The 21,898-nt window shown below is 38.5% G+C and carries 23 protein-coding genes; 16 read left to right on the forward strand and 7 right to left on the reverse strand.

Annotated elements, in window-relative coordinates; all coding sequences use genetic code 11:
* The first annotated feature begins 14 nt into the window (after positions 1 to 14).
* From ACQY4U_RS08920 to ACQY4U_RS08930, 3 genes are all read left to right on the forward strand, one after another.
* Positions 15 to 698 (forward strand): hypothetical protein, encoded by a 684-nt coding sequence (locus ACQY4U_RS08920; protein WP_428329045.1) that lies wholly within the window; start codon positions 15 to 17, stop codon positions 696 to 698.
* Between the two features lie 107 nt (positions 699 to 805).
* Positions 806 to 1,708: a hypothetical protein gene (locus tag ACQY4U_RS08925; RefSeq protein WP_428329046.1), complete on the forward strand. Its 903-nt coding sequence runs from the start codon at positions 806 to 808 to the stop codon at positions 1,706 to 1,708.
* Positions 1,709 to 1,795: 87 nt separating this feature from the next.
* Positions 1,796 to 2,344: a hypothetical protein gene (locus ACQY4U_RS08930; protein ID WP_428329047.1), complete on the forward strand. Its 549-nt coding sequence runs from the start codon at positions 1,796 to 1,798 to the stop codon at positions 2,342 to 2,344.
* 112 nt (positions 2,345 to 2,456) lie between these two features.
* Here the strand turns inward: ACQY4U_RS08930 and ACQY4U_RS08935 are convergent, their stop codons facing one another.
* Positions 2,457 to 2,771 carry a hypothetical protein gene (locus ACQY4U_RS08935; protein WP_428329048.1) on the reverse strand — a complete coding sequence of 105 codons (315 nt, stop codon included), beginning with the start codon at positions 2,769 to 2,771 and terminating at the stop codon, positions 2,457 to 2,459.
* Positions 2,772 to 2,842: 71 nt separating this feature from the next.
* Here ACQY4U_RS08935 and ACQY4U_RS08940 point away from each other — a divergent pair, with 71 nt between their 5' ends.
* From ACQY4U_RS08940 to ACQY4U_RS08955, 4 genes are read left to right on the forward strand one after another with little or no spacing between them, the layout of a single operon-like run.
* Positions 2,843 to 3,226 carry a hypothetical protein gene (locus tag ACQY4U_RS08940; protein ID WP_428329049.1) on the forward strand — a complete coding sequence of 128 codons (384 nt, stop codon included), beginning with the start codon at positions 2,843 to 2,845 and terminating at the stop codon, positions 3,224 to 3,226.
* Positions 3,219 to 5,192 carry a phage portal protein gene (locus ACQY4U_RS08945; RefSeq protein WP_428329050.1) on the forward strand — a complete coding sequence of 658 codons (1,974 nt, stop codon included), beginning with the start codon at positions 3,219 to 3,221 and terminating at the stop codon, positions 5,190 to 5,192. The genes ACQY4U_RS08940 and ACQY4U_RS08945 overlap by 8 nt, the downstream gene beginning before the upstream one ends.
* Complete coding sequence (locus tag ACQY4U_RS08950; RefSeq protein WP_428329051.1) at positions 5,192 to 5,770, forward strand: hypothetical protein; 579 nt, start codon at positions 5,192 to 5,194, stop codon at positions 5,768 to 5,770. The genes ACQY4U_RS08945 and ACQY4U_RS08950 overlap by 1 nt, the downstream gene beginning before the upstream one ends.
* Positions 5,770 to 6,234, forward strand: a complete 465-nt coding sequence (locus ACQY4U_RS08955; protein WP_428329052.1) for a hypothetical protein — start codon at positions 5,770 to 5,772, stop codon at positions 6,232 to 6,234. Before ACQY4U_RS08950 ends, ACQY4U_RS08955 begins: the two co-directional genes overlap by 1 nt.
* Here the strand turns inward: ACQY4U_RS08955 and ACQY4U_RS08960 are convergent.
* The gene (locus ACQY4U_RS08960) at positions 6,221 to 6,997 is read right to left on the reverse strand and encodes a hypothetical protein (RefSeq protein ID WP_428329053.1); all 777 of its coding nucleotides are present in this window, start codon (positions 6,995 to 6,997) and stop codon (positions 6,221 to 6,223) included. The genes ACQY4U_RS08955 and ACQY4U_RS08960 overlap by 14 nt on opposite strands.
* Before the next feature lie 77 nt (positions 6,998 to 7,074).
* Here ACQY4U_RS08960 and ACQY4U_RS08965 point away from each other — a divergent pair, with 77 nt between their 5' ends.
* The 4 genes from ACQY4U_RS08965 (at position 7,075) to ACQY4U_RS08980 (ending at position 8,832) form a co-directional block, all read left to right on the forward strand.
* Entirely contained in the window at positions 7,075 to 7,548 is a 474-nt protein-coding gene (locus tag ACQY4U_RS08965; RefSeq protein WP_428329054.1) for a lysozyme, read from the forward strand.
* A 106-nt stretch (positions 7,549 to 7,654) separates the two neighbouring features.
* The gene (locus ACQY4U_RS08970; protein WP_428329055.1) at positions 7,655 to 8,002 is read left to right on the forward strand and encodes a phage holin family protein; all 348 of its coding nucleotides are present in this window, start codon (positions 7,655 to 7,657) and stop codon (positions 8,000 to 8,002) included.
* Entirely contained in the window at positions 7,995 to 8,174 is a 180-nt protein-coding gene (locus tag ACQY4U_RS08975) for a hypothetical protein (RefSeq protein ID WP_428329056.1), read from the forward strand. Before ACQY4U_RS08970 ends, ACQY4U_RS08975 begins: the two co-directional genes overlap by 8 nt.
* Positions 8,167 to 8,832 carry a hypothetical protein gene (locus ACQY4U_RS08980; RefSeq protein ID WP_428329057.1) on the forward strand — a complete coding sequence of 222 codons (666 nt, stop codon included), beginning with the start codon at positions 8,167 to 8,169 and terminating at the stop codon, positions 8,830 to 8,832. The genes ACQY4U_RS08975 and ACQY4U_RS08980 overlap by 8 nt, the downstream gene beginning before the upstream one ends.
* An 11-nt stretch (positions 8,833 to 8,843) precedes the next feature.
* On the opposite strand, the gene ACQY4U_RS08985 is transcribed toward ACQY4U_RS08980, so the two are convergent.
* Entirely contained in the window at positions 8,844 to 9,236 is a 393-nt protein-coding gene (locus ACQY4U_RS08985) for a hypothetical protein (protein ID WP_428329058.1), read from the reverse strand.
* A gap of 108 nt (positions 9,237 to 9,344) precedes the next feature.
* The gene (locus tag ACQY4U_RS08990) at positions 9,345 to 10,550 is read right to left on the reverse strand and encodes a tyrosine-type recombinase/integrase (RefSeq protein WP_428329059.1); all 1,206 of its coding nucleotides are present in this window, start codon (positions 10,548 to 10,550) and stop codon (positions 9,345 to 9,347) included.
* Between the two features lie 240 nt (positions 10,551 to 10,790).
* On the opposite strand from ACQY4U_RS08990, the gene ACQY4U_RS08995 reads away from it, so the two are divergent.
* The 3 genes from ACQY4U_RS08995 to ACQY4U_RS09005 are packed head-to-tail and all read left to right on the forward strand — an operon-like array spanning position 10,791 to position 13,431.
* A complete protein-coding gene (locus tag ACQY4U_RS08995) occupies positions 10,791 to 11,204 on the forward strand; it encodes an EVE domain-containing protein (RefSeq protein ID WP_428329060.1) in 414 nt (137 codons plus the stop codon).
* Between the two features lie 12 nt (positions 11,205 to 11,216).
* Entirely contained in the window at positions 11,217 to 12,341 is a 1,125-nt protein-coding gene (locus ACQY4U_RS09000) for a carbohydrate-binding family 9-like protein (protein WP_428329061.1), read from the forward strand.
* A 1-nt stretch (position 12,342) separates the two neighbouring features.
* Positions 12,343 to 13,431, forward strand: a complete 1,089-nt coding sequence (locus tag ACQY4U_RS09005; RefSeq protein ID WP_428329062.1) for a family 10 glycosylhydrolase — start codon at positions 12,343 to 12,345, stop codon at positions 13,429 to 13,431.
* A gap of 8 nt (positions 13,432 to 13,439) precedes the next feature.
* Here ACQY4U_RS09005 and ACQY4U_RS09010 read toward each other — a convergent pair whose 3' ends face one another.
* From ACQY4U_RS09010 to ACQY4U_RS09020, 3 genes are all read right to left on the reverse strand, one after another.
* Positions 13,440 to 14,318 (reverse strand): aspartyl protease family protein, encoded by an 879-nt coding sequence (locus ACQY4U_RS09010; protein WP_428329063.1) that lies wholly within the window; start codon positions 14,316 to 14,318, stop codon positions 13,440 to 13,442.
* Positions 14,319 to 14,365: 47 nt separating this feature from the next.
* A complete protein-coding gene (locus ACQY4U_RS09015; RefSeq protein ID WP_428329064.1) occupies positions 14,366 to 14,890 on the reverse strand; it encodes an acyl-CoA thioesterase in 525 nt (174 codons plus the stop codon).
* Between the two features lie 155 nt (positions 14,891 to 15,045).
* Positions 15,046 to 15,618, reverse strand: a complete 573-nt coding sequence (locus ACQY4U_RS09020; RefSeq protein ID WP_428329065.1) for a dihydrofolate reductase family protein — start codon at positions 15,616 to 15,618, stop codon at positions 15,046 to 15,048.
* Between the two features lie 289 nt (positions 15,619 to 15,907).
* Here ACQY4U_RS09020 and ACQY4U_RS09025 point away from each other — a divergent pair, with 289 nt between their 5' ends.
* Both ACQY4U_RS09025 and dnaE read left to right on the forward strand, forming a co-directional pair.
* Positions 15,908 to 18,121: a DPP IV N-terminal domain-containing protein gene (locus ACQY4U_RS09025; RefSeq protein ID WP_428329066.1), complete on the forward strand. Its 2,214-nt coding sequence runs from the start codon at positions 15,908 to 15,910 to the stop codon at positions 18,119 to 18,121.
* 185 nt (positions 18,122 to 18,306) lie between these two features.
* On the forward strand, positions 18,307 to 21,891 hold the full coding sequence (gene dnaE, locus ACQY4U_RS09030; protein WP_428329067.1) for a DNA polymerase III subunit alpha: 3,585 nt from the start codon (positions 18,307 to 18,309) through the stop codon (positions 21,889 to 21,891).
* The last annotated feature ends 7 nt before the right edge of the window (positions 21,892 to 21,898 follow it).

Genomic DNA, 21,898 nt, shown 5'->3' on the forward strand with positions numbered 1-21,898 from the left:
TAATAAATCTAAAAATGACAAAAAAAGAAGCAATAGAATCTATCAAAAATGCAACTAAGGCTATCGGTATGCTTTTCTATGTTGAAGACCAAAAGTTTGAAGCGGTGAAAGTAAAAGATGGTTCTCAGGATGTATCCATTGAAGGTGAATATGCTAAGGGCACTAAAGTATCTGTATCAAGTGTTACAGGTTCAATACCTGCACCAGACGGTAACTACACTTTATCTAACGGTCAATCATTTGCCACAAAGGGCGGTATGATTGATGAAATAATGGAAGGTGCATCTGATGATTCAGATGAACACTTTGCTAAAAAGGCAGTAGCCCCGGCTAAAAAAGAAGAAGCCCCGGCAGATGCAGTAGAAGAAGCAAGTGAAAGCCCGGCAGAAGCAGCATCAGAAGTTGATGAAGACGGTGATGCAGTAGCAGATAATGCTAACACAGCAGCCTTACAAGCATTAGCAGACAAGATTAATGAAATGGATTCAATGATTTCAGCAATCAAGGATGCTTTAGCAGGTAAAGCTTCAAAACAGGATATGTCAGTGATTGCAGACAATTTCAAAGCAATTGAAAGTGCATTTGAAGTCCTATCTGATACCCCGGCAGAATTTTCTAAGGTTGATAATTCAGTTTTGGCAAAAGAAGACAAGGTTAAAAAGTTAGAAGCTTTAGCCCAACTAATGGGTAAAAAATAAAAAGGTTACGAAGGTGAAAAGGTCAGACTTATAAGTCTGAATCTGATAGCCTAAGAATTTAAACCCGCAAGGGATAATAAAAAGAGAGAGATAAAGAGAAAGAGAAAATGGCATTTAACATTTCATCATTACCACAATACGTTGACCAAACATCAAAAACACTTTTGGTTGATACAGTATTTGGTAATCAAACTGCAACTATTTTAAAGGATGCAGGTTCAGTAACCCTTGGTGTAAAGGGACAATATGCACTACAATTATTAAGTACTGATGTAACATTACAAAATGGTGGTGTTTGCGGTCGTTCTGCAACAGGTAACGCTAACTTTTCACAGGCTATACTAACTGTACACCCTATTAAGGATGAACAGAACCTTTGTAACAAACCATTGGAAAATTCTTGGATGGTTCAGTATTTAACCAAAGGCCAGACTTATACCGAAGCACTATTTGCTAATGAGATTATGTCAGCACGTGCAGCTAAGATTGCTCAGGAGTCAGAAAAATTAATCTGGCAAGGTGATACAGTAGCACAATCAGGCAATACTACTTTAGGCAGATTTGACGGTTTCATTAAACAAATCGGTGCAGGTGCTTATATCAACTTATCAGGTGCAACTGGTTCAACTACTTTAGCGAAACTGCAAAACGGTTTCTTAGGTATGCCAACCAAAATTACATCACAATCTGATGCAGTAATATTTGTTGGTACTGATGTTTATAATGAAGTAGTTTTAAACTTAGCTAACCTTAACATTTACAAACCAACTGAGGATAAAACCTTATATGGTACAACTGGTAAGTTAGTTCCTGTAGATGGTTTAATAGGTACAAGAAAAGTGTACTTCGGTCGCTTGCGCTCCTACCAACTCGGCACCGATTTATTAGGTGAAGAAGATAAAGCAACTATGCAGTATTCTATCGAAACTCAGAACATCTATATGGATTTCCATTTTGCATTAGGTGTTGTTCCGGTTTACGTTAATGAAATTGGTGTAGCTACTGTTTAATTACAGAATAATAAAATAAAGATGATTGATAACCGGGGCTGTAAATATTCAGCCCCCAAATTAATCTAATAAAGGAGAAAATATATAATGGCGTGTACAAGCGTATTAGCATATACAAAACAATGCAGCAGGGGTATTTCTGGTGGTGTTGCTAAACTTTGGGTTATCGGTTACGGTGACTTAGTAACCATATCTGGTTCAACCGAAGTTTACGCAATGGCTTCTGGTACTACTATAGTTAATCAAGTAAATATAGCATCAGGTAAAACTTTTGTATCAGTTGGTCTTTTAAAGGAATCAGTTTCTTACAAGGGTACAATTAAAAGAGATAGTTCAACGGGTGCCTTTGAAAACTCACAGGAAACCACAATTGTAATTTCAAGTATAACCGAAGTTGCAAAACAGTTTGTTGATAGTTTAATGCAGCAACCAGTTGCTTTACTTATCAAATTACGAAGCGGTGTTTATATCGTATCAGGCTTAAATGGTTTCTGTGAACTTACAAATGTAACCGAAGAAACCGGAACTAAGAATTCAGATATGAACGGTTACCAGTTGAAATTATCAGGTGTTGAAGAAGGGTTTACCAAAACCATTGACCCAACCTATATAGCTTCAATAGTAGACAAAATATAATTCGTTCAACAACGAAGTTTATATAGCCCTTGTTAGAAATAACGGGGCTTTTTTGGTTTATTTAAAGTACCCTAAGTGGTACTTATAGTACCTTTATTAAGGTTAAAATAAACTACTCCTTTAGGTATAACTTACAAACGTCTTTTAAGCAATCAGTCAATCCATCTCTTTCATCACAGTGAAAATAAAGTTCCTTCTCAGGGTATTTATCGAACCGGGTAATATAGTGTTCATCAGCTATTTTGTACAATCTTACTTTAAGTTGGTTTTTGCTCACATCTAACATTTGCGGTAGTTCAACATCAATGACAAACCCGCATTTATTTAAAATATTCTTTTCAGTTGTTTCAATATCTCTCAGGTTTCTTACATCTGAAATTATATTCAGGTATTCAGGATGTGACAAATTCTTATATAGTTTTTCCATTGTGATTTAAGTTACCCGAAATTATCAATTTTTATTTAATCACAAACCTATTACCTACAAAACAGTAGGGAATGATTTTAATTGATAAAAGTAAACAGGTACAGAATTTAGTGTTAACACTAACGGAGTTAACAACCATAGTTAGCCCGGTGTATCTTCTGGTTCTATCCAACGATTTTACCAAAGTTGTTAGCCGTTTTGTTCTGAGCAATAACCAAAGCTTAGACCTAAACCGTTACGACCTTTTTCAATTATCAGCTAATACAATCAACACTTTGGAACAAGGCAGCTACACTTATTCAGTGTATCAATCTGCCATAGAAACAACTGATGAAACTTCATTAGGAAACGCTATTGAAAATGGCAAAGCTAAAGTGATAGGCACCGTTACACAGCCGATAATCTATAATTCAGACCCTACTGAATATGTAACATACAATCCGAATAATGATTAACACAGGGAATACAGAGAGCAGGGAAATAGTGAGGTTTAATCAGCACGTTACACCACCACCAGTAGAACGAATTCAAAGTAATAGTGATAAAGTATTTGTAAGATATGGAATAGACAATCTATACCCTAACTTCTTACTTAAACTATTTAATGAATGCCCACTTCACAAAGGTATAATCAACAGCAAAATTGACTATATCATTGGTGATGGTTTAACGCTTAAAGGCGGGGATAAAGACGTAAAATTTAAACCTAATCCATCAGATAATTTTAATGAGTTTATCAGCAAGATTATCAATGACTATTTAATTTTTAATTACTATGCTATCGAGGTTGTTTATAACAAATTAAACAAACCTATACAGTATAATCACATACCTGCACACAAAATCAGGTGTAACAAAGACAGAAGTAAATTCTGGTATAGTAATGACTGGTTCTTTGACCCTAATATATTATTAAGCTATGATATTTGGACTGCTAACAGCAACCCGGACGGTAAATCAAAAGTATTTTTCTTTACCTCTTATGCACCATCAGTCAACAATATATATCCTACTCCTGATTATTCAGGGGCAATCAAGTCTATTGAAACTGATATAGCTATCAGGGATTTTCAGATTAATAGCATTGAAAACAGCTTTAGCGTTTCTTCAATCATTACGTTCCTGTCAGGTTCGCCAAATGATGAAGTTAAACGCCAAATAACTAATAAAATTCAAAACTCATTCACCGGGCAAAACGGTGGTAAAATGATTATTGGATTTGAAAATGCTACAAGCTTACCACCAGACGTAAAAAATATTGCGCCTTCTGATTGGGACAAAGCATATATAGAAGTTAAGAAAGACGTAATACAGGATATTTTAACTGCTCACAGTGCCGTATCACCTATGTTATTTGGTATCAAAACTGATGGTCAGTTAGGCGGTGCTACTGAATTAGAAACCGCTTATGAGATATTCAAAAACCTATTTGTTAAGAACAGAAGAAATGAATTAGAATCTGGCTTAAACCGCTTGTTTGCTGAAATTGGATTAGGTGAATTGGAATTTAAGGATAAAGGTTCATTGTTCGCAGCAACATTATCTGATGCTATGAAAATGAAAACTTATACCATCAATGAGATAAGAGCAGAAGCAGGGTTACCTGATATTGAAAATGGCAACAGATTAATTGATGAAGTGAAGCCAGTACCGACACAAGAACCTGCAACTGATGGTAAGACACCAGATGTAAATGTTGTTGGTTCACCTGTACCTGCTAATACGGTGGAAACACCACCTGCACCCGCCGGGGCTGTACCATCAACAGGTAAGGGTTTTAATTCTGATTTGAACACATTTTCAGGGCATTTAACGGATGATGACTTTGAAAAGGTAAAACACATTGGCTTAAAGAAAAAAGCCTTTAGAACCTTAAAGAAGTTGGATTATTCAGTTCAATCATTTTCAGATGTGAAAGCCATTGAATTAGCTTTTGATGATGAAAAAGATATTTCTGATTACCTGATAAAGAACGGTATCAAGAATATGAGCCTTACACAGATTAAAGCTGCAATCAGAAAAGATTTAGGCATAGCGGTAACAGCAGATGAAATCAGAAAAATCATTACAGGTTTAGAAGATTCCGGGGTTATCAATAAAGCTGATGTAGGTAAAGGTATCACTATCAACCCAACAGAAAAATCAATGCAGCCCGCATTGGAAAATATCAGAAGGGTAGAAGTCAGATACAGTTATGAAGGGCCGGAAGATGATAAAAACAGACCGTTTTGCGCTAAACTAATGGCTAATGATAAATATTATACCAGAGAAGATATACAACAAATGAGTTCATTATTTGGGTATTCAATTTTTGATTACCGTGGTGGGTTTTATCATAATCCTAATACAAATACTACTACACCTTTTTGCCGTCATAGATGGGTGGCAAACTCAGTAGTTAAAATAAATGCAGAAGACTAATGAAGACATTATTTATATCTGAAACCACAATCAAGGCTAATAGCATTATTGAAACTAACGTTGATAGTAAGATAATTGCTAATACAATTTTTGAAGTACAGGATTTAGAATTGAAGCCACTTTTAGGTGCAGATTTGTTTGCAGCAATTGCGAACGAAGTGCTATCAGCTTCAACTATTTCCGGGTACACAATAACCCCTGTCAACTTAGAATTGTTAGAAGATTACATCAAGCCATTCTTAATTTATGGTACGCTGTCTTATGGCTTCGTACCACTGCATTATAAGCTTACTAATAAGGGTGTAAACCGCAAGAATGATGAAAATGCTACTACTGCTAACTTCAATGAATTGCAGCAGGTAAAAGATAATTACGATAACAAATTTGCAACTTATAAGCAACGATTGATTAAACATCTTGAAGTTGATTTGAATGAAAATTTGGATGTTGTTTCAGATAGTTCTGGTGAAAGTACCGGGTGGTATTTACCAGATAATACGTTTAATCTATCAGAGTTTTTTGAAGGGTTAGCGAACAAAACCGGGTTTTATTCCGGGTATTACAGAAGGTACAATTAATGCTTACACTTAACCAGATTAAACAACGGTTTATTGAGTTTTTTGAAGGGCATAGCCAAATCAATACAGTTATCTATGCAGATGATTTTGATTTTGCAGCATACCCGGATATTCTGTATAAGGTGGTACACATTCAACCTGTAAACAGCTATATCAATGGCAATGAAATAATCCATCAGTTCAAACTGATGGTTGCTGATATTGAAGACCCTAATTTTCAAAGTTCAGAAGATGATATTATGTCAGATTGCGAACTGATTGCTAATGACTTTTTAGCTTTTTTTGGTGATGATGATTACCCTGATTTTTTGATGGATACTGACACTACTTACCAGAGATTTAGTGAATCTGGTACAGACCGTACCGCCGGGGTTGTGTTCACAACTAAGGTAAGACAGACCAGAGAAATTAACCCGTGTACTATTCCAACTAAGGCTAACTTATCTGGTATCACTTCAAACTAATTTTCTTATGGTGCAAACTATCTTTTAGGATTAGATTTTGAGTTTTTAAGGAAATAATAGTATCCCGCATAGATAGCTTTTCAGAATCAAATCTATTATTCCCAAAGTAATATCCAATTCCAAAAAAGCCAAATATAAAAGCAGTAATAATTGACCAGTGAGTAGTATTTGCAAAATTGATTTTAATCTGGTCACTAAATATAGATTTGTTTCTATTTTTCTCGATGTTATAATTATTTAAGAGTTGATTATTCTCTTCTTTTAATTCTTCAATCGTCTTTTTTAATTTTTCATTTACTTGTTCTCTATCTTTTTTTTCTCTAATCAGTAAATTTATTTCATTTTGATGTTCTGATATTTGAGCATTATATAATTTTGTTATCTCATCATTATTGTTTTTTAGTTCCAAAATTGTTTGGGCATTTACCAATACTCCTTTGTCTTTAACTGATTCTGGTATGTTTGAAGAGCCCTTAAATTGTTCTTCATAATTTTCTTTTTGTGCTTGAATAATACCCCTGAAAGTTGAAACTGCAATTTTCCATACTTCTATAGGATTTCTTCGGGGGGCGTACTTAATATTTGAACCTCCTTGTGGGGTAAAGTTTAAGGATGTAATTCTTTCATTGATTTCTTTAAAATCATCTGGAAATTTTCGTTTTATAAATTCGGTTGCCAATGGTAAAATATTTTCTAATTCAATCCAGTCTTCAAACATTAAATTATCAAGCCTTTCAATTAAATTATCAAATGTGGTTTCCATAAGGTTTAAATTATTGTCGTAAAAATATACAAAAAACTTTAACCTGTTTTTCCCTTTTTAGCCCTATTACCCCGGTAATGAAGATTGATAAAGAAGGACGGGATTTTATTTATAAGCACGAAGGGGTAAGGCTTAAAGCTTACCTTGATGTTGCAGGTGTACCTACAATAGGTGTTGGTTTTACTTATTACCCCGGCGGTAAGAAAGTAGCCATAGGGGATACCATTACACAGGCACAATGTGATTCAATGTTTACCGCTATAGTAGCATCCTATGAACAAGCTGTAACCAAAGCGGTTAAAATCCCTATCAATCAGCATCAGTTTAATTCCCTTGTTTCCTTTTCCTTTAATGTCGGTAATGAAGCTTTAGCTAAAAGCACATTACTAAAGCTGATTAATACCAAATCTTCATTTGACCTTATTAAATCAGCCTTTTTAATGTGGGATAAAGCCGGGGGCAAAATAGTTCAAGACTTACTGCAACGAAGAAAAGACGAAGCAGCATTATATAATAAATCATCTACAGATGAAACAGTACCTAACCCTTAATCATAAATTGAATTACTCAATATCAGCCCTTTTAAAGTTCATTTGGGCGAACATATTTAAATTTTTAATCTGGTGCTTTGCCGTGTACCTATTACCTACCTATGAAATGATAGGTGTAGTTATATTCCTTTTAATCATTGATATGATTACAGGAGTTTGGAAAGCCTTAAAAACTGGTGAGCAAGTAACCGCTAAGAAGTTTGGCGAAACCATAACCAAAATGATTTTATACTTATTTGGTATTGTTTGCGCTTACGTGGTGCAGCACAATATTGCCGGGGATGTTATCAAGGTAATGTTGATATTCTCAACCCTGATTAGTGTACGGGAGTTCAAGAGCATTGTAGAAAACATTGAAATAATTACAGATTCCAAAATCTGGCAATTCATAGTTAATCAAATCACCAACCTATTACCTTCTAAGAACGAAATAGATAAACACGGAAATGATTGAACTACTGAAAAATATAAAATTTATTGACCTACTGGCTTTACTGGTGGTCGTTTTATGCTTTGCTTACTTCTTTATAAAAGGCTTAGACAATGGATTGATAGCAGTAGCAGCAGCCGTAGTATCTTATTATTTTGGCAGTTCAGCCGGGAAGGATAAGAAAGCTGATGTTTAACAAAAACTATTTATGGTATCTGGTGCCAGTAGCGGTTATCATAATTCTTGGCTATATCGTATTTAAGCAATCACAAACTATCAGTAATGGTAATAACCAGATTGCAGCCTTAATTGATACAGCCAGATTGTACCGTACAAAATCCGGTGGTTCTGGTGTAGAAAAAAAGGTTTTCACAGCTACACAATCTGATGTTTTAGCAGTACTGAAAGGTTCTGATAAGACAGCCTTCAACTATGTAAAAAATACATCAGGTATCAGAAGTTATTCAGATTTTTCAACCCTTGCAAAGGTTGATACCATTGTTAAGGCTGACACCGTTTACCTGATGAAAGACAGTACAGGGAAAATAAATTATTTTTTATCTAAGGATATTAAGGAGCCTAAAAACTGGTACAACGCTACTATCAATATTAAAGGTGATTCAGTAGGGTTGAAGCTTCAAATGAAAGATGAATATCACGTTATTACCAGTGAAAAAAGTAATGGCTTTTTAAAAGGTAAAAGCCTTGTTATAAACATCGAGAATGAGAATCCATACGTTGTTATTACCGGGGCTAAATCATTCGTTATACAGCCTGAAAACAAGCATATAGGGCTAAAGGTCGGCGGTGTTGCTGTCATAGGTTTGGGTGCCTTTCTATTACTGCATAAATAGCTTTAAAGACATCAAATCATATCTGCATCTCGTCCTATTTTTAAACTTTGGTTTGGGTTTAAGTATGAATTATATTCAAATTTCCCAATGAGATGTTGAGCCATTTTGTCTAATTTTTCGTCACTCAAATTCTTATCAAATATTACTTTTCTATACATTAGAGCAACTTTCAAGTCATCAAAATAATATATCTGAAAGGTTACTATACCTGTGTTTTTGTACTTATCAAAAAGCTGTTTATTTACCGATTTAATTACTGACATATTCGGCACTAATACATCTAAACTATTTATCAGCCCTTTACTATCTTTTTCGGAATGAACTATTTTGTATTTATTCTTACTGAGTTGCCCAAAACAAAACGATGTATTGATAAGTAAGGCGAAGATTAAAACTGTTTTCATATAAACTTTTTTAGGTGGCTTAAATATATGATTAACATTCAAAAATATTATCCAATCAAAAAAAAAAGCCCTTGTTTTCACAGGGGCTTTTCATTTCAAGACAAATATTTAGAATCTGGTACTTAAAGAAGGTTGAATGATTTTCTTATTCAATCGTTGTTCAATATATGCTACGGTAACATTAGGGTTAGAATGCCTATTTCTTTCACTTATCTTTTGAAGGCTTACACCATTTTCTAAATCGTACCAGTCTGAACTATGTTTCAGGGCATAAAATTTAAGATGTGATGATATTTTATATTTCTTTCTGAACGCCCGCCAACGTTGCCCCAAAAAGTCTTCATTAGCCTGAACTGGTTTTGGTGTGTTGTGATTTGCAAAGGCAAAATAATTAGCCGGGGTATCTTTTAGATAATCACGTAAAAGAATAAATAGTTCATCTGTTAACTGCCATTTCGCTTCATTACCATTTTTAGTTTTTGAAGGTTCTAAGGTTAGAAGCCTTTTTTCAAAGTCAATATTGTAAACCTGAATACGGGTAATTTCAACCGGACGTATGTTTAAATAAAACAAAATCTTACAAGCAATATATAGTTCTAAAAATGATTTATCTTTTTCTAAGGTGGTAACAACTTCAATTAGTTCACTTTCTTCAAAAATCACAAATCTTGATGAATCCTTTTTTGTGTTTTTACTCTCGCTGAGCAGTACAGGGTTTTCATTTAATACTTTTAGTGCAACTAAGTACTTAAAGAAAGTACCTATATCAGTTCTGTAAGTATTATAACTTACTTTATTCCAAACACGTGCTTTAGCAGTTGTTTGCATAAAACTATTTATATCCAGATAAGTGAAAGTATTTGCTTTACGAAAGCTGTAATTTTTACTTTTTAACCAGTCTTTAAAATAGTTCATCAGATGGTAGTTATTTTCTAAGGTCTTTTTAGCAATGGCATTATTTGCTTTTTGTTCCTCTCTATGCTTCAACCAGTAATCAATACAATCAATAATTGGTGAAATAGGGGTTACTGGTAAATCATTACAAGTATTTGCAATTGGATTCCAACCCTTAGATAAGAGGTCTACAAGGTCTGGCACCATTTGTTTAGCTTCTTTCTTTAATGCAGCTAAACTACTGCCGGGTTTTAAACCTGCCAATTTCCTAATCCGTTTTTCTTTCCCTGTTTCAGGGTTCAAGAATAGAAAATGTAAGTAAGGCTTTGTGCTTTTACTGCCGGGGAATAACTTAAATTCGTATTGTTCCCACGTTTGAATGATGATTGAATCATCTGTTTTTTTGGCTTTTAGTCCCATTTTTTATTTGAGTTAAATAGTTGAAAAAAAGACCATTTTCGATTAAAACGTAAACCTAAATTTAGGTTAGAGTTTTTTGGCTTTTTTTTTACCATTTAGCCCTTGCGGAACTAATAATTCAAAAGTACCAAAAAAAAAGTAAAATCAAAAATGATGGAAATTGACCAAATTACTTAGCAGAATCTTCGTATTTTTGACACCTATGTTGACACCTATACTATCAAAAACAGCCTCTACGATATGAAAAACCCACTTTTCTGGTTGGTAAAATCAGAACCCGTAAAATATAGTTGGGAAAAATTCAACAGCGATGGCCGTACCTTTTGGGACGGTGTCAGGAATTATCAGGCGCGCAACAACTTAAGGGAGATGAAAGAAGGCGATCTGGTGCTTTTTTATCACAGCAACGAGGGTAAAGCCGTTGTAGGTATAGCCAAAGTGGTAAAAGAATTTTACCAGGATCCAACCACCAGCGATCCGAATTGGGTAGTTGTTGATCTTTCGCCGGTTCAAAGTTTAGCTAAACCTGTAACACTCGAAGAAATAAAAGCCGACGAAAGGCTGAAAGATGTTGGCTTGGTAAGGCAGGGCCGCCTGTCTGTAATGGGCCTGAAACGCGAGGAATTTGACCGTATTGTTGAATTAGGCAGCTGATAGCCAATACCCATGTATAAAAAGCCAATGCTTAGCCGTGCAGTCAAACTATTTATTGCTTCAATTCTGGTTGTTGGTCCGCTAAGTGTAATTGCGCAATCACAGTTTAAGGGTTTTGAGAATTTATTTACTATCCCTAAAGGTTATGTGGTTAACTATGTTAGCACGCCGCCAATAATTGATGGTAATATTAACGATGCCATTTGGCAGCAAGCTAAGTGGACGGAAGATTTTGTTGATATTGAAGGCGACCTTAAACCAAAGCCACTATTAAAAACAAATGTAAAAATGCTTTGGGACGATAGCTGCCTTTATATAGCAGTCCAGATCCACGACCCGCATGTTTGGGCCACACTAAAGCATCACGATGATATTATTTTTTATGATAACGATTTTGAGGTTTTTATTAACCCCAATAATACCACGCACCAGTATTTCGAGATAGAGTATAATGCGCTCAATACTGTTTTTGACCTCTTTTTGAATAAGCCGTACCGCAACTATGGCAGCCCAATGATCAACTGGAATGTGGAGGATCTGCGCTCGGCAGTTCAAGTGCAGGGTACCCTGAACGACCCTACAGATACAGACAAAGGCTGGACGCTTGAAATGGCTATCCCGTTTAAAGCCATCAGCTTAGGCAACAACACACAGTTGCCAAGAGAAGGAACTTTATGGCGTATCAATTTTTCGAGGGTTGAGTGGGATACCAGGCCCGGCGATGGCGGTAAATACGTAAAACTTAAAGATAATACTGGGCGCAACCTGCCCGAGCATAACTGGGTATGGTCGCCTCAGGGCGTAGTAAATATGCATTTCCCGGAACGCTGGGGATACCTGCAATTCAGCAAATTAAATGATAGCAAGGTATTTGAACTGCCTTATGCCGAACTGCAAAAAAGATATTTATGGCTGGTATATTACCGCCAGCAGGAGTGGTTTAGCCATCATCATCAATATTGTAAATCGCTAAAAAAATTGGGTATTAAGCGTAGCCAGGCCATAAATAATATGGGTAACAACTTACAATTAGAAGCCACGGCCCACCAGTTTATGGCTTTTGTTACGGATGGAAATGGTGGTTCGGTATGGTCAATAAATCAGGATGGTTTGATCGGTAAACAAAACAAAAATTAAAATGAACAAGCGTGAGTTTTTAAAGGCCAGCTTAATGGTTGGCGTAGCATCGCAGATTCCCTTGAAAAGTGAAGCGGCTGATCTTAATCAAAGCAAAAAGCATAAAAAACTCAAAAACTGGGTGTGGACCAACCCCAATCAAAAAGATACAGACGATGAGCTTAATACCCGCTATACAGCTTTTAAAGCCGCTGGTATAACAGGGATATTTTTTGAGGCAGATAGTGAAAGGCATTTTCGTGCGGCTAAGGCACATGGATTAGAAGCGCACCGCTGGATGTGGACCTTTAACCGTGCCGAATTGACAGGCATTCACCCGGAGTGGTACAGCAAAAACAGGAACGGCGATTCGTGCGCTGATAAACCACCGTATGTAAATTATTATCGCTGGCTTTGCCCCTCAAGGCCCGAAGTGCAGCAATACCTGGAGCAGCAGGTTACCGCCATTTTGGATAAGGATTATATTGACGGTATCCACCTTGATTATGTGCGTTATTGTGATGTGGTGCTGCCTGTAAATCTTTGGGCCAAATACAATATTGAGCAAACCAAAGAAATGCCCGAATATGATTATTGCTATTGCGATGTTTGCCGCTCAAAGTTCAAGGAACAATATGGCACCGATCTGTCAGCTATACAATTTCCGGAGGCAAGCCTTTCCTGGCGCTTGTTCAGGTACAATAATATAAGCAGGGTGGTAAATAGCTTATCGGCCATAGCTCATCAGCATAAAAAACTGATAACAGCAGCAGTTTTCCCAACGCCTGAAGTTGCCCGCCGCAATGTTAGGCAGGATTGGACCAACTGGAAACTTGATGGTGTTTGCCCAATGATATATCACGGTTTTTATAAGGAAAAAGTGAGCTGGATTGGTGATGCTGTTGCAGAAGGGGTACACTTTTTAGCCGGATCGTTCCCGCTTTATGCAGGCCTTTACCTGTCTGATTTTAATAATGACGACGAACTGCGCCAGGGCATGCAATATGCTATGAAAAACGGTGCGTCGGGTATCTCATTATTTGGCAACGTAACCCCTCAGGTGCTTGATATTTTGCATACCGAAACCGCTTCATTATCCTGGTTGGGCTAATCGCTTAGCTATTCAAAATATACCTTTTGATTTTTATAATCAATAGTGAATTTGTATCCTTTTAGTACGCCGCCGTCAATGCTGCCATCAATACTGGTATCGGAAAAGGCGCCGGTTTTAAGCATTGGGATGCGTGCCGGTATATGAGTTATCAACAGTGTGCCTGCCTGCATTTGTTTCAGGGTAAAAGTGCGTGCATAAATAGGGCCGCCCATGCCATAACCGGTTATGGTTGTATCTGATAATTTATAGTTGGTTTTTATACCTGTTTTTATGGCATAATGGTCAAAAAGCGTAAATGAGGTACGGTCGCCGGTATCAACAATCACTATGGCGGGCTTGCCATCAATCTTCACCTTAAATTTAGGTACCGAACCATCATACATGGTGTAAGCAATGGGGTTGATCCCATTATAGGTTTTATAAAAGTTGATCACCTTATGCGGGTAATCAAACTGAACGGCATAATCTTTCATAAAAGTATAGCCAATAAAACCATCAAGATAAGGTAGGTGCAGCTTATTTTTTACTTCGGATATATCAACCACTAAGAAACTTTCCTTCAAGACATTTATTGGGCCAATTTTAGCGGAGTCAACGGTGGTTGTCCAGGTAGTTACTTTGCTGGCTCCAGCACCGCCCATCATGCTTTGATGGCCAAGTTTTTGGTTCAGCAAATGGGCTGTTTTAGTATCAAGGCCATAATCAGCACCACAATCTAAAATAAAGTGGAAGGTATGCTGTTTGATTTTTACTTCAATAAACGGGCGGTTATCCACCAGGGTAAAGGGGATAGAAAACACAGGCTTATTTTGCGCAAAGCAATTGCTTAACTGAAAAGCAGCAGCAATAAAGGTTAGCATTAACCCTAAACAGATTTTCCTCATAAAAAATGATTTTTGTATTTGATTGCCGGGGCGCAGGTATGTTACAGCTATGCCTGGTTCTCACCAAAAAATAAAGCTTTTAATTCGGTAGCATCATCGGGTTTCATTTTACCGGCCAGTATTAAACGCAGCTGGCGGCGGCGAAGTGCACCTTCAAACAGCACCATATCTTCAATAGTTTCCGGTATCAGCTCAGGTACCGGAATGGTACGGCCATTCTGATCTAAGGCTACAAACGTATAAAAGGCTTCATTACTACGTACACGTGTGCCCGATGGGATGTTTTCGGCCCAAACATCAAGCCTAACCTCAACAGAGGTATTGAAAGCCCGCGAAACCTTGGCCTCAATGGTTACTACGTCGCCTAACTTAATAGAGTGTTTAAAGGAAACATTATCAACTGATGCTGTAACTACTATGCGGTTACAATGTTTTTGTGCCGATATAGCAGCTGCAATATCCATCCAGTGCAGTAAGCGCCCACCCATTAAATTATTTAGCGTATTGGTATCATTGGGTAATACCAATTCGTTCATTATGGTATGCGATTCCCTGGGCGTTTTTCCTTTCATGCGTATGTATAATTTATACAAAGATACGCATTAAGCCTGAAGGTAAAAGGTTAAAGGCGAAAGGTAAAAAGTAAGAAAGCAGGGCAGTATTGATTTAAAATAAATTTCTTTGCAGACTGCCCGCCTTTTGCCAATTTATTGTTATTGGTTGGATGTTATTGTTTATCCACTGTATAATCCAGTCCAGTTACCCCATTGGTAAATTGTTGAGTGTTTAATAGTTTTAGTTTTATCTTGTCTTTGACGTTTACAAATAATGGGATGCCTGTTCCAAGAATAATTGGATTAACAAACAGCCAGTAACCATCAATTAAGTTTAGCTGAATAAGCGCATGGGTTGCTGCCGGGCTGCCAAACAGCAAAATTTCACCACCTGCCTGTTGTTTTATTTCATTTACACGGTTCAAAAGGTTGTCGCTGATAATTGTTGTGTTGGGCAAATCCGCATCTTTTATAGTTTTTGATAAAACAATTTTGTGCGCTTCTTTATACCACTTTGAATGTTCAATATCGTGCTTGCTCGCGTCCGGCCCGTCTCCTGCGGTCGGCCAGTAATTTTCCATCATCTGGTAAGTTACCCGTCCATATAATGCAGTGTCTGTTTCGCTTATCCGCTTACCTACAAAATCAAAAATTTCTTCATCAACTTTAATCCAGTCCATTTCTCCGTTCGGGCCTGCTACAAAACCGTCAAGGGATATGTGCATAAATGAAATTATTTTTCTCATAATTTTATTTTTATTGTTGTTTATGATTGGTTGCAATCCTCATAAAACGCTCGCGCGAATCATCCCTAACAATAATACTAAATTTTTTGATCCCATTTGTTCACTGAAATTCAAATCCCAATCAGAACTTCCATTTTTATTGCCTTTCGCCTTTAACCTTTTACCCTTCACCTTTCCCCTTTCCCCAAACTTGTCAATCTCATTCAATTCAGTTAGTTTTATCCATTGTAACAGCTCAATTATTCTATTTATGCAATTTCAATATATCCGCTGCGGTTTAATATGCTCATTGGCATTAGTACTCATTTTACCTTTTAACCTCAGTGCACAAAACAAACAGCTTTACAGCAGCCTGTCTGATGCTTTACAATCAGGCGGTAAGCTGTATGGAAACCCGGGACCGCAGAGTGTAAACTGGACCAATAACGGCAACAAATATTCTTATATAAATAACGATGAGATTCGGTCAATTGAGCCTAAGACCTTAAAGGACGAACTAATCTTTACCAACAAAGGGCTTACCTTTCCCGGTTCGGATAAGGCTTTTAGTTATGAATCGTTCCAATGGTCGCATGATTCAAGGCACCTGGTTTTTAAAACCAACTTCAGGCCCATTTACCGCCGGTCGGGCGTGGCAGATTATTTTATTTATGATATAGAAGGCAAGCAGCTAAAACAGGCCGCAAAGGACGCCCGCTCGGCAGAGCTATCTCCCGATGGTTCAAAGGTAGGGATGGAGCGTAACGGTAATATGTTTGTTTACAACTTTGCAACCGGTAAAGAGCAGCAGCTAACCCACGACTCGACCAGCGAGAACGGCACCTTCAACGGCCATTACGATTGGGTTTATGAAGAAGAATTTGGACAGGCGCAGGCCTGGAACTGGTCTAAGGATAGTAAGTACTTGGCCTTTTGGCAGTTTGATGAGCGCAAGGTTCCTGATTTCCAGATGACCAATTATGAGGGAATGCATCCCGATAATATCCACATCTCTATTCCGCAGGTGGGTGATGAAAATCCATCGGTAAAAATTGGTGTGCTTGATGTAGCATCGGGCAAAAAAGTTTGGCTCACACCCGATGAAACCGGCGATTTTTATATTCCCCGCATTTACTGGACCAGCAACCCCGATGTTTTGGCCCTGATGACGCTTAACCGCGCTCAAAACCACATGAAACTTTACTTTTTTAATGTAAAAACGGGAGAGCACCATGTAGTTTTAGAAGAGCAGAACACCACCTGGGTAGCCATATTTAACTTTTATACCAACGTTAACGATATGGTTTATTTCCCCGAAAATTCAAAAGAGTTTTTCTGGGTATCAGACCGTTCAGGCTTTTACCATATCTACCGTTATAATTATGATGGTAAGCTGATAAACCAGGTAACCAAAGGCAACTGGGATATGATAAAGGTTACAGGTATTGATGCTGAAGCCAAAAAGATCTACTACCTGTCGGCAGAAACAGGGGGGCTCAACCAGGAATTGTACAGCATAAATTTTGATGGAGCCGGCAAAGCAAAGCTATCAGCAGTAAGCGGTTATCACGATATTAATATGTCGCCTAATACCAAATACTTTTTAGATACTTACAGCAATATAAGCACACCATACCATATTGCCTTGAGTGATGATAAAGGCAAAGTGCTTAAAATGCTGGAAGATAACCACGAGGTGAGCGAGTACATTAAAACACATGCCTACACGCAGCCGGTTCAGTTCCCTATTACCAACAGCAGTGGTACACACCTGGATGCCTACTATATCAACCCCTACAATTACGATCCTAAAAAGAAATACCCAATGGTGATGCTTGTTTACGGCGGGCCGGAATCGCACGAGATATTTGACCAGTTCAATACCGATACATGGGCGCAATGGCTATCGCAAAACGGTTATGTAGTGGTTAATGTAAATAACCGGGGATCGGCCAATTATGGCAGCGAATTTATGAAATCGGTATATAAGCAATTAGGCAAGTTAGAGAGCAGCGATTTTGTTGATATGGCAAAATACATGGTTAAACATGCCCCGGTTGATAGTACTAAAATGGCCATTATGGGTACCAGTTATGGCGGCTTTATCACCACCTATACTTTGCTTACCCATCCGGGTGTATTTAAGGTAGGTATAGCCAACTCCCCGGTTACCGACTGGCGTTTGTATGATGATGTTTATACCGAGCGTTACATGGCCCCTTTAAAGGATAATGAGGATGGGTACAAAAATAGTTCGGCCATTACCCATGCCGCTGGTTTACAGGATCATTTATTGCTCATCCATTCCATGAGCGATGATAATGTGCATCCAGCCAATACCATGCAATTGCTAACCGCGCTAACTAATGCAGGTAAAGATGCCGAATTGCGCATTTATCCGCCGGGTGCACACGGTGCTGCCTATAATTGGGAAAGCTACCAGCTGATACAAAATGTAAGCTTTCAGTTTTTGGAGCGCTACCTTAAAGGGAAAAGTGATTTGCCTAATTTAAATGGTAAATAGTTATCAGCTGTCTTTTCATTGCGGGGGGATGATTCGTTGTCGCCCGCAATGGAAAATGGTTGATTTTTTGATTTAAATATTACGTGTTAGTAACCAGTATTTTATCAACAATCAACTTTTAATTGATCGGCAGGGACACTGAAATTCATTAACTTTGGTATCTTCAATAAAGGACAGATAAGACGATGCCAGATTTTTCACACTTACACGTACATACCCAGTTTTCATTACTTGATGGTGCTGCCGATATAAGCAAATTATATAAAAAAGCAGCTGCCGATGGTATGAAAGCCCTGGCCATTACCGATCATGGTAATATGTTCGGCGTGTTTAAGTTTGTGGCCGAAGCAGGCAAGCATAACGTAAAGCCCATTGTGGGCTGCGAGTTTTATGTAGTTGATGACCGGCATAAAAAACAATTCACCAAAGACAAAAAAGATAAGCGTTATCACCAGCTGATGCTGGCCAAAAATGCCGAAGGCTATAAAAACCTGATCAAGCTTTGCTCCTTAGGTTATATGGAGGGCCTTTACAGCAAATGGCCGCGTATTGATAAGGAGTTAATATTAAAATATCATAAAGGCATTATTGCAACAACCTGCTGCCTGGGGGCATCAGTACCGCAGGCTATTTTACGCCACGGCGAAGCTGAGGCCGAGATTGAATTTAAATGGTGGCTTGATCTTTTTGGTGAAGACTTTTATATAGAAATGCAGCGTCACGATATTCCTGAGCAAAATACGGTGAATGAGGTGCTGATGAAGTTTGCCAAAAAGTACAATGTAAAAATGATCTGCTCAAATGATTCGCATTATGTGGATCAGCAGGATTCAAACGCACATGATATTTTGCTTTGCGTTAACACCGGCGATTTGCAGAGCACCCCGATAGCTACCGACGAAGAGGGTGGTAAAGGATACCGCTTTGGTTTTACTAATGATCAGTTCTACTTTAAAACGCAGACCGAAATGGGCAAGCTTTTTAGCGATGTACCCGAGGCATTGGATAATACCAGCGAGATTGTTGACAAGGTAGAGGTGCTGAAACTAAAGCGCGATATATTGCTCCCTAATTTTGTTATCCCCCCTGAGTTTAACATACATACCACGCACGATGCCGACACCCTTAACCAATGGGAGTATTTAAAGCACTTAACCTTTACAGGTGCCAAAGAAAGATATATTGATATAACACCCGAAGTTGAGGAGCGCATCAATTTTGAGCTGTTCACTATCCGTACCATGGGGTTTGCCGGGTACTTTTTAATTGTAGCCGACTTTATAAGGCATGGCCGGGACATCGGCGTATTTATAGGCCCGGGGCGTGGTTCGGCTGCGGGATCTGTGGTTGCCTATTGCACCGGGATTACCAATATCGACCCGATGAAGTATAACCTCCTTTTTGAGCGTTTCCTGAACCCGGACAGAAAATCGATGCCCGATATTGATACTGACTTTGACGACTCAGGCCGCCAGAAAGTGATTGATTACGTAGTTGAAAAATATGGCAAGAACCAGGTAGCGCAGATCATTACCTATGGTTCAATGGCGGCCCGTACCAGCATACAGGATGTTGGGCGCGTGCTGGATATGCCATTGTCTGATGTTAATGCCATGAAAAAGCTGGTGCCCGATACCTTGGGTATTACGCTTAAAGATGCCATTGAACAGGTACCAGAATTAAAAGAGATATTAAAAGGCAACGACCTGAAGGCACAGGTATTGCGCGAGGCTGAAAAGCTTGAAGGCTCGGTGCGTAACACAGGCGTACACGCTGCAGGGATTATTATCGCCCCTTATGACCTTACCGAAATTGTACCCGTTGCCGTAGCAAAAGACTCGGACCTGTTAGTTACCCAATACGACGGACGGGTTATTGAAGATGCAGGGGTTATCAAGATGGACTTTTTGGGGCTTAAAACCCTAACCATTTTAAAAGATGCCCTACGGCTCATCAAGCAAAATCATGGGGTAAGCATTGATATTGATTATATTCCGCTGGATGATAAGGAAACCTTTGAACTTTATCAGCGGGGTGATACCAACGGTACCTTCCAGTTTGAAAGTGACGGGATGCAGATGTACCTGCGGGAGCTGAAACCCGATAAGTTTGAGGATCTGATAGCCATGAACGCCCTTTACAGGCCGGGCCCTATTGAGTATATCCCCAACTTTATCAGCCGTAAACATGGCCGCGAGCCAATTACCTTCGATTTGGCTGATATGGAGGAATACCTTGGCGAAACCTACGGTATTACTGTGTACCAGGAGCAGGTGATGCTTTTATCGCAAAAGTTAGCAGGCTTTAGTAAAGGTGATGCCGACGTTTTGCGTAAGGCGATGGGTAAAAAGCAAATTGAGGTTCTTAATAAAATGGAATCGCAGTTTATGGAAGGTGCTACTAAAAAGGGACACCCCAAAGATAAGCTAACCAAAGTATGGAACGATTGGAAAGCATTTGCACAATATGCCTTTAATAAATCGCACTCTACCTGTTATGCCTTTGTGGCGTATCAAACTGCCTTTTTAAAGGCGCACTATCCATCCGAGTATATGGCTGCGGTTTTAAATAACCAGAACAACATGGAAAAGATCACCTTTTTTATGGAGGAATGCCGCCGGATGGGGGTTGAGGTTTTAGGGCCCGATATTAACGAAAGTGATATGGCCTTTGCCGTAAATAAAAAGGGCCAGGTGCGTTTCGGGCTTACCGGCGTTAAAGGTGTAGGCGATAAAGCGGTTGAAAGTATTATTGAGGAGCGTGCAGAACGCGGCCCGTATAAATCAGTTTATGATTTTGCACAGCGTTCAAACACGAGGAGCGTTAACCGTAAATCGTACGAGAACCTGGTTTATGGCGGCGCTTTTGACGAGTTTGGATTAAACCGTGCCCAGTTTTTTGCCAAAACAGAAAATGGGGTTTTAACAGGTGTTGAACGCCTGATAAAGTACGCTAACGATTATCAGAACACACAAAATAGTTCTCAATCATCGTTATTCGGCAGTTCTGTAGCTTCATATATTCCTGAACCGGCTATGCCCGAGGCTGACGAATGGGGATTGATAGAAAAGCTGAAATACGAAAAGGATGTAATCGGTATTTACCTTACCGGGCACCCGCTTGATAATTACCGGGTGGAGCTTGAACGTTTTTGCAATACGGAAATAAGGGAACTGAAAATAATGCAAAAAGCACGCTCGGGCGAGGGCGGTGATGATATAATGGCGGCGTTTGCCAACCTGCGTAAAAAAGGTGAGATCTGCATAGGCGGCCTGGTAGGAAACGTGCAGCATAAAATGACTAAAACCGGCAAACCCTTCGGCACATTTGTTTTGGAGGATTATAACGAATCGTACGAGTTTGCGCTGTTTGGGGACGATTATGTGAAATTCCGCAATATGATGGTTGATGGGTATTTTCTTCATTTGAGGGGTATTATTGAAGAGAAATTCCGCCAAAAGGATAACTGGGATTTGAAGATAACGGTAATGAGCCTGCTATCTGAAATGCGCGACAAGCTTACCAAATCGCTAACCGTATGCCTGGAGTTAAATGCACTCAATACCCAAATGCTTAATAGTATTCAGGAACTCATCAATACCAATAATCAAAAATATCCCGTAAAAAACTGTACCCTTAAGTTTTTGATCAAAGACCGGGAAGACGGTATGCTGGTTGAACTGCCTTCAAAAAACTTTAAGGTAAACCCGAGTGATGATTTGATGGCCGATATTTTTAGCCTAACCAATGTACAACCGGTACTTGCTTAATATGGGT

Source organism: Mucilaginibacter sp. (assembly GCF_965277465.1).
Lineage (GTDB): Bacteria > Bacteroidota > Bacteroidia > Sphingobacteriales > Sphingobacteriaceae > Mucilaginibacter.

Excerpts from the sequence above, each read along its gene's own strand:
- ACQY4U_RS08920 (WP_428329045.1), top strand. The coding sequence starts at position 15 with ATGACAAAAAAAGAAGCAATAGAATCTATCAAAAATGCAACTAAGGCT.
- ACQY4U_RS08925 (WP_428329046.1), top strand. The coding sequence starts at position 806 with ATGGCATTTAACATTTCATCATTACCACAATACGTTGACCAAACATCA.
- ACQY4U_RS08930 (WP_428329047.1), top strand. The coding sequence starts at position 1,796 with ATGGCGTGTACAAGCGTATTAGCATATACAAAACAATGCAGCAGGGGT.
- ACQY4U_RS08935 (WP_428329048.1), bottom strand. The coding sequence starts at position 2,771 with ATGGAAAAACTATATAAGAATTTGTCACATCCTGAATACCTGAATATA.
- ACQY4U_RS08940 (WP_428329049.1), top strand. The coding sequence starts at position 2,843 with ATGATTTTAATTGATAAAAGTAAACAGGTACAGAATTTAGTGTTAACA.
- ACQY4U_RS08945 (WP_428329050.1), top strand. The coding sequence starts at position 3,219 with ATGATTAACACAGGGAATACAGAGAGCAGGGAAATAGTGAGGTTTAAT.
- ACQY4U_RS08950 (WP_428329051.1), top strand. The coding sequence starts at position 5,192 with ATGAAGACATTATTTATATCTGAAACCACAATCAAGGCTAATAGCATT.
- ACQY4U_RS08955 (WP_428329052.1), top strand. The coding sequence starts at position 5,770 with ATGCTTACACTTAACCAGATTAAACAACGGTTTATTGAGTTTTTTGAA.
- ACQY4U_RS08960 (WP_428329053.1), bottom strand. The coding sequence starts at position 6,997 with ATGGAAACCACATTTGATAATTTAATTGAAAGGCTTGATAATTTAATG.
- ACQY4U_RS08965 (WP_428329054.1), top strand. The coding sequence starts at position 7,075 with ATGAAGATTGATAAAGAAGGACGGGATTTTATTTATAAGCACGAAGGG.
- ACQY4U_RS08970 (WP_428329055.1), top strand. The coding sequence starts at position 7,655 with ATGATAGGTGTAGTTATATTCCTTTTAATCATTGATATGATTACAGGA.
- ACQY4U_RS08975 (WP_428329056.1), top strand. The coding sequence starts at position 7,995 with ATGATTGAACTACTGAAAAATATAAAATTTATTGACCTACTGGCTTTA.
- ACQY4U_RS08980 (WP_428329057.1), top strand. The coding sequence starts at position 8,167 with ATGTTTAACAAAAACTATTTATGGTATCTGGTGCCAGTAGCGGTTATC.
- ACQY4U_RS08985 (WP_428329058.1), bottom strand. The coding sequence starts at position 9,236 with ATGAAAACAGTTTTAATCTTCGCCTTACTTATCAATACATCGTTTTGT.
- ACQY4U_RS08990 (WP_428329059.1), bottom strand. The coding sequence starts at position 10,550 with ATGGGACTAAAAGCCAAAAAAACAGATGATTCAATCATCATTCAAACG.
- ACQY4U_RS08995 (WP_428329060.1), top strand. The coding sequence starts at position 10,791 with ATGAAAAACCCACTTTTCTGGTTGGTAAAATCAGAACCCGTAAAATAT.
- ACQY4U_RS09000 (WP_428329061.1), top strand. The coding sequence starts at position 11,217 with ATGTATAAAAAGCCAATGCTTAGCCGTGCAGTCAAACTATTTATTGCT.
- ACQY4U_RS09005 (WP_428329062.1), top strand. The coding sequence starts at position 12,343 with ATGAACAAGCGTGAGTTTTTAAAGGCCAGCTTAATGGTTGGCGTAGCA.
- ACQY4U_RS09010 (WP_428329063.1), bottom strand. The coding sequence starts at position 14,318 with ATGAGGAAAATCTGTTTAGGGTTAATGCTAACCTTTATTGCTGCTGCT.
- ACQY4U_RS09015 (WP_428329064.1), bottom strand. The coding sequence starts at position 14,890 with ATGAAAGGAAAAACGCCCAGGGAATCGCATACCATAATGAACGAATTG.
- ACQY4U_RS09020 (WP_428329065.1), bottom strand. The coding sequence starts at position 15,618 with ATGAGAAAAATAATTTCATTTATGCACATATCCCTTGACGGTTTTGTA.
- dnaE (WP_428329067.1), top strand. The coding sequence starts at position 18,307 with ATGCCAGATTTTTCACACTTACACGTACATACCCAGTTTTCATTACTT.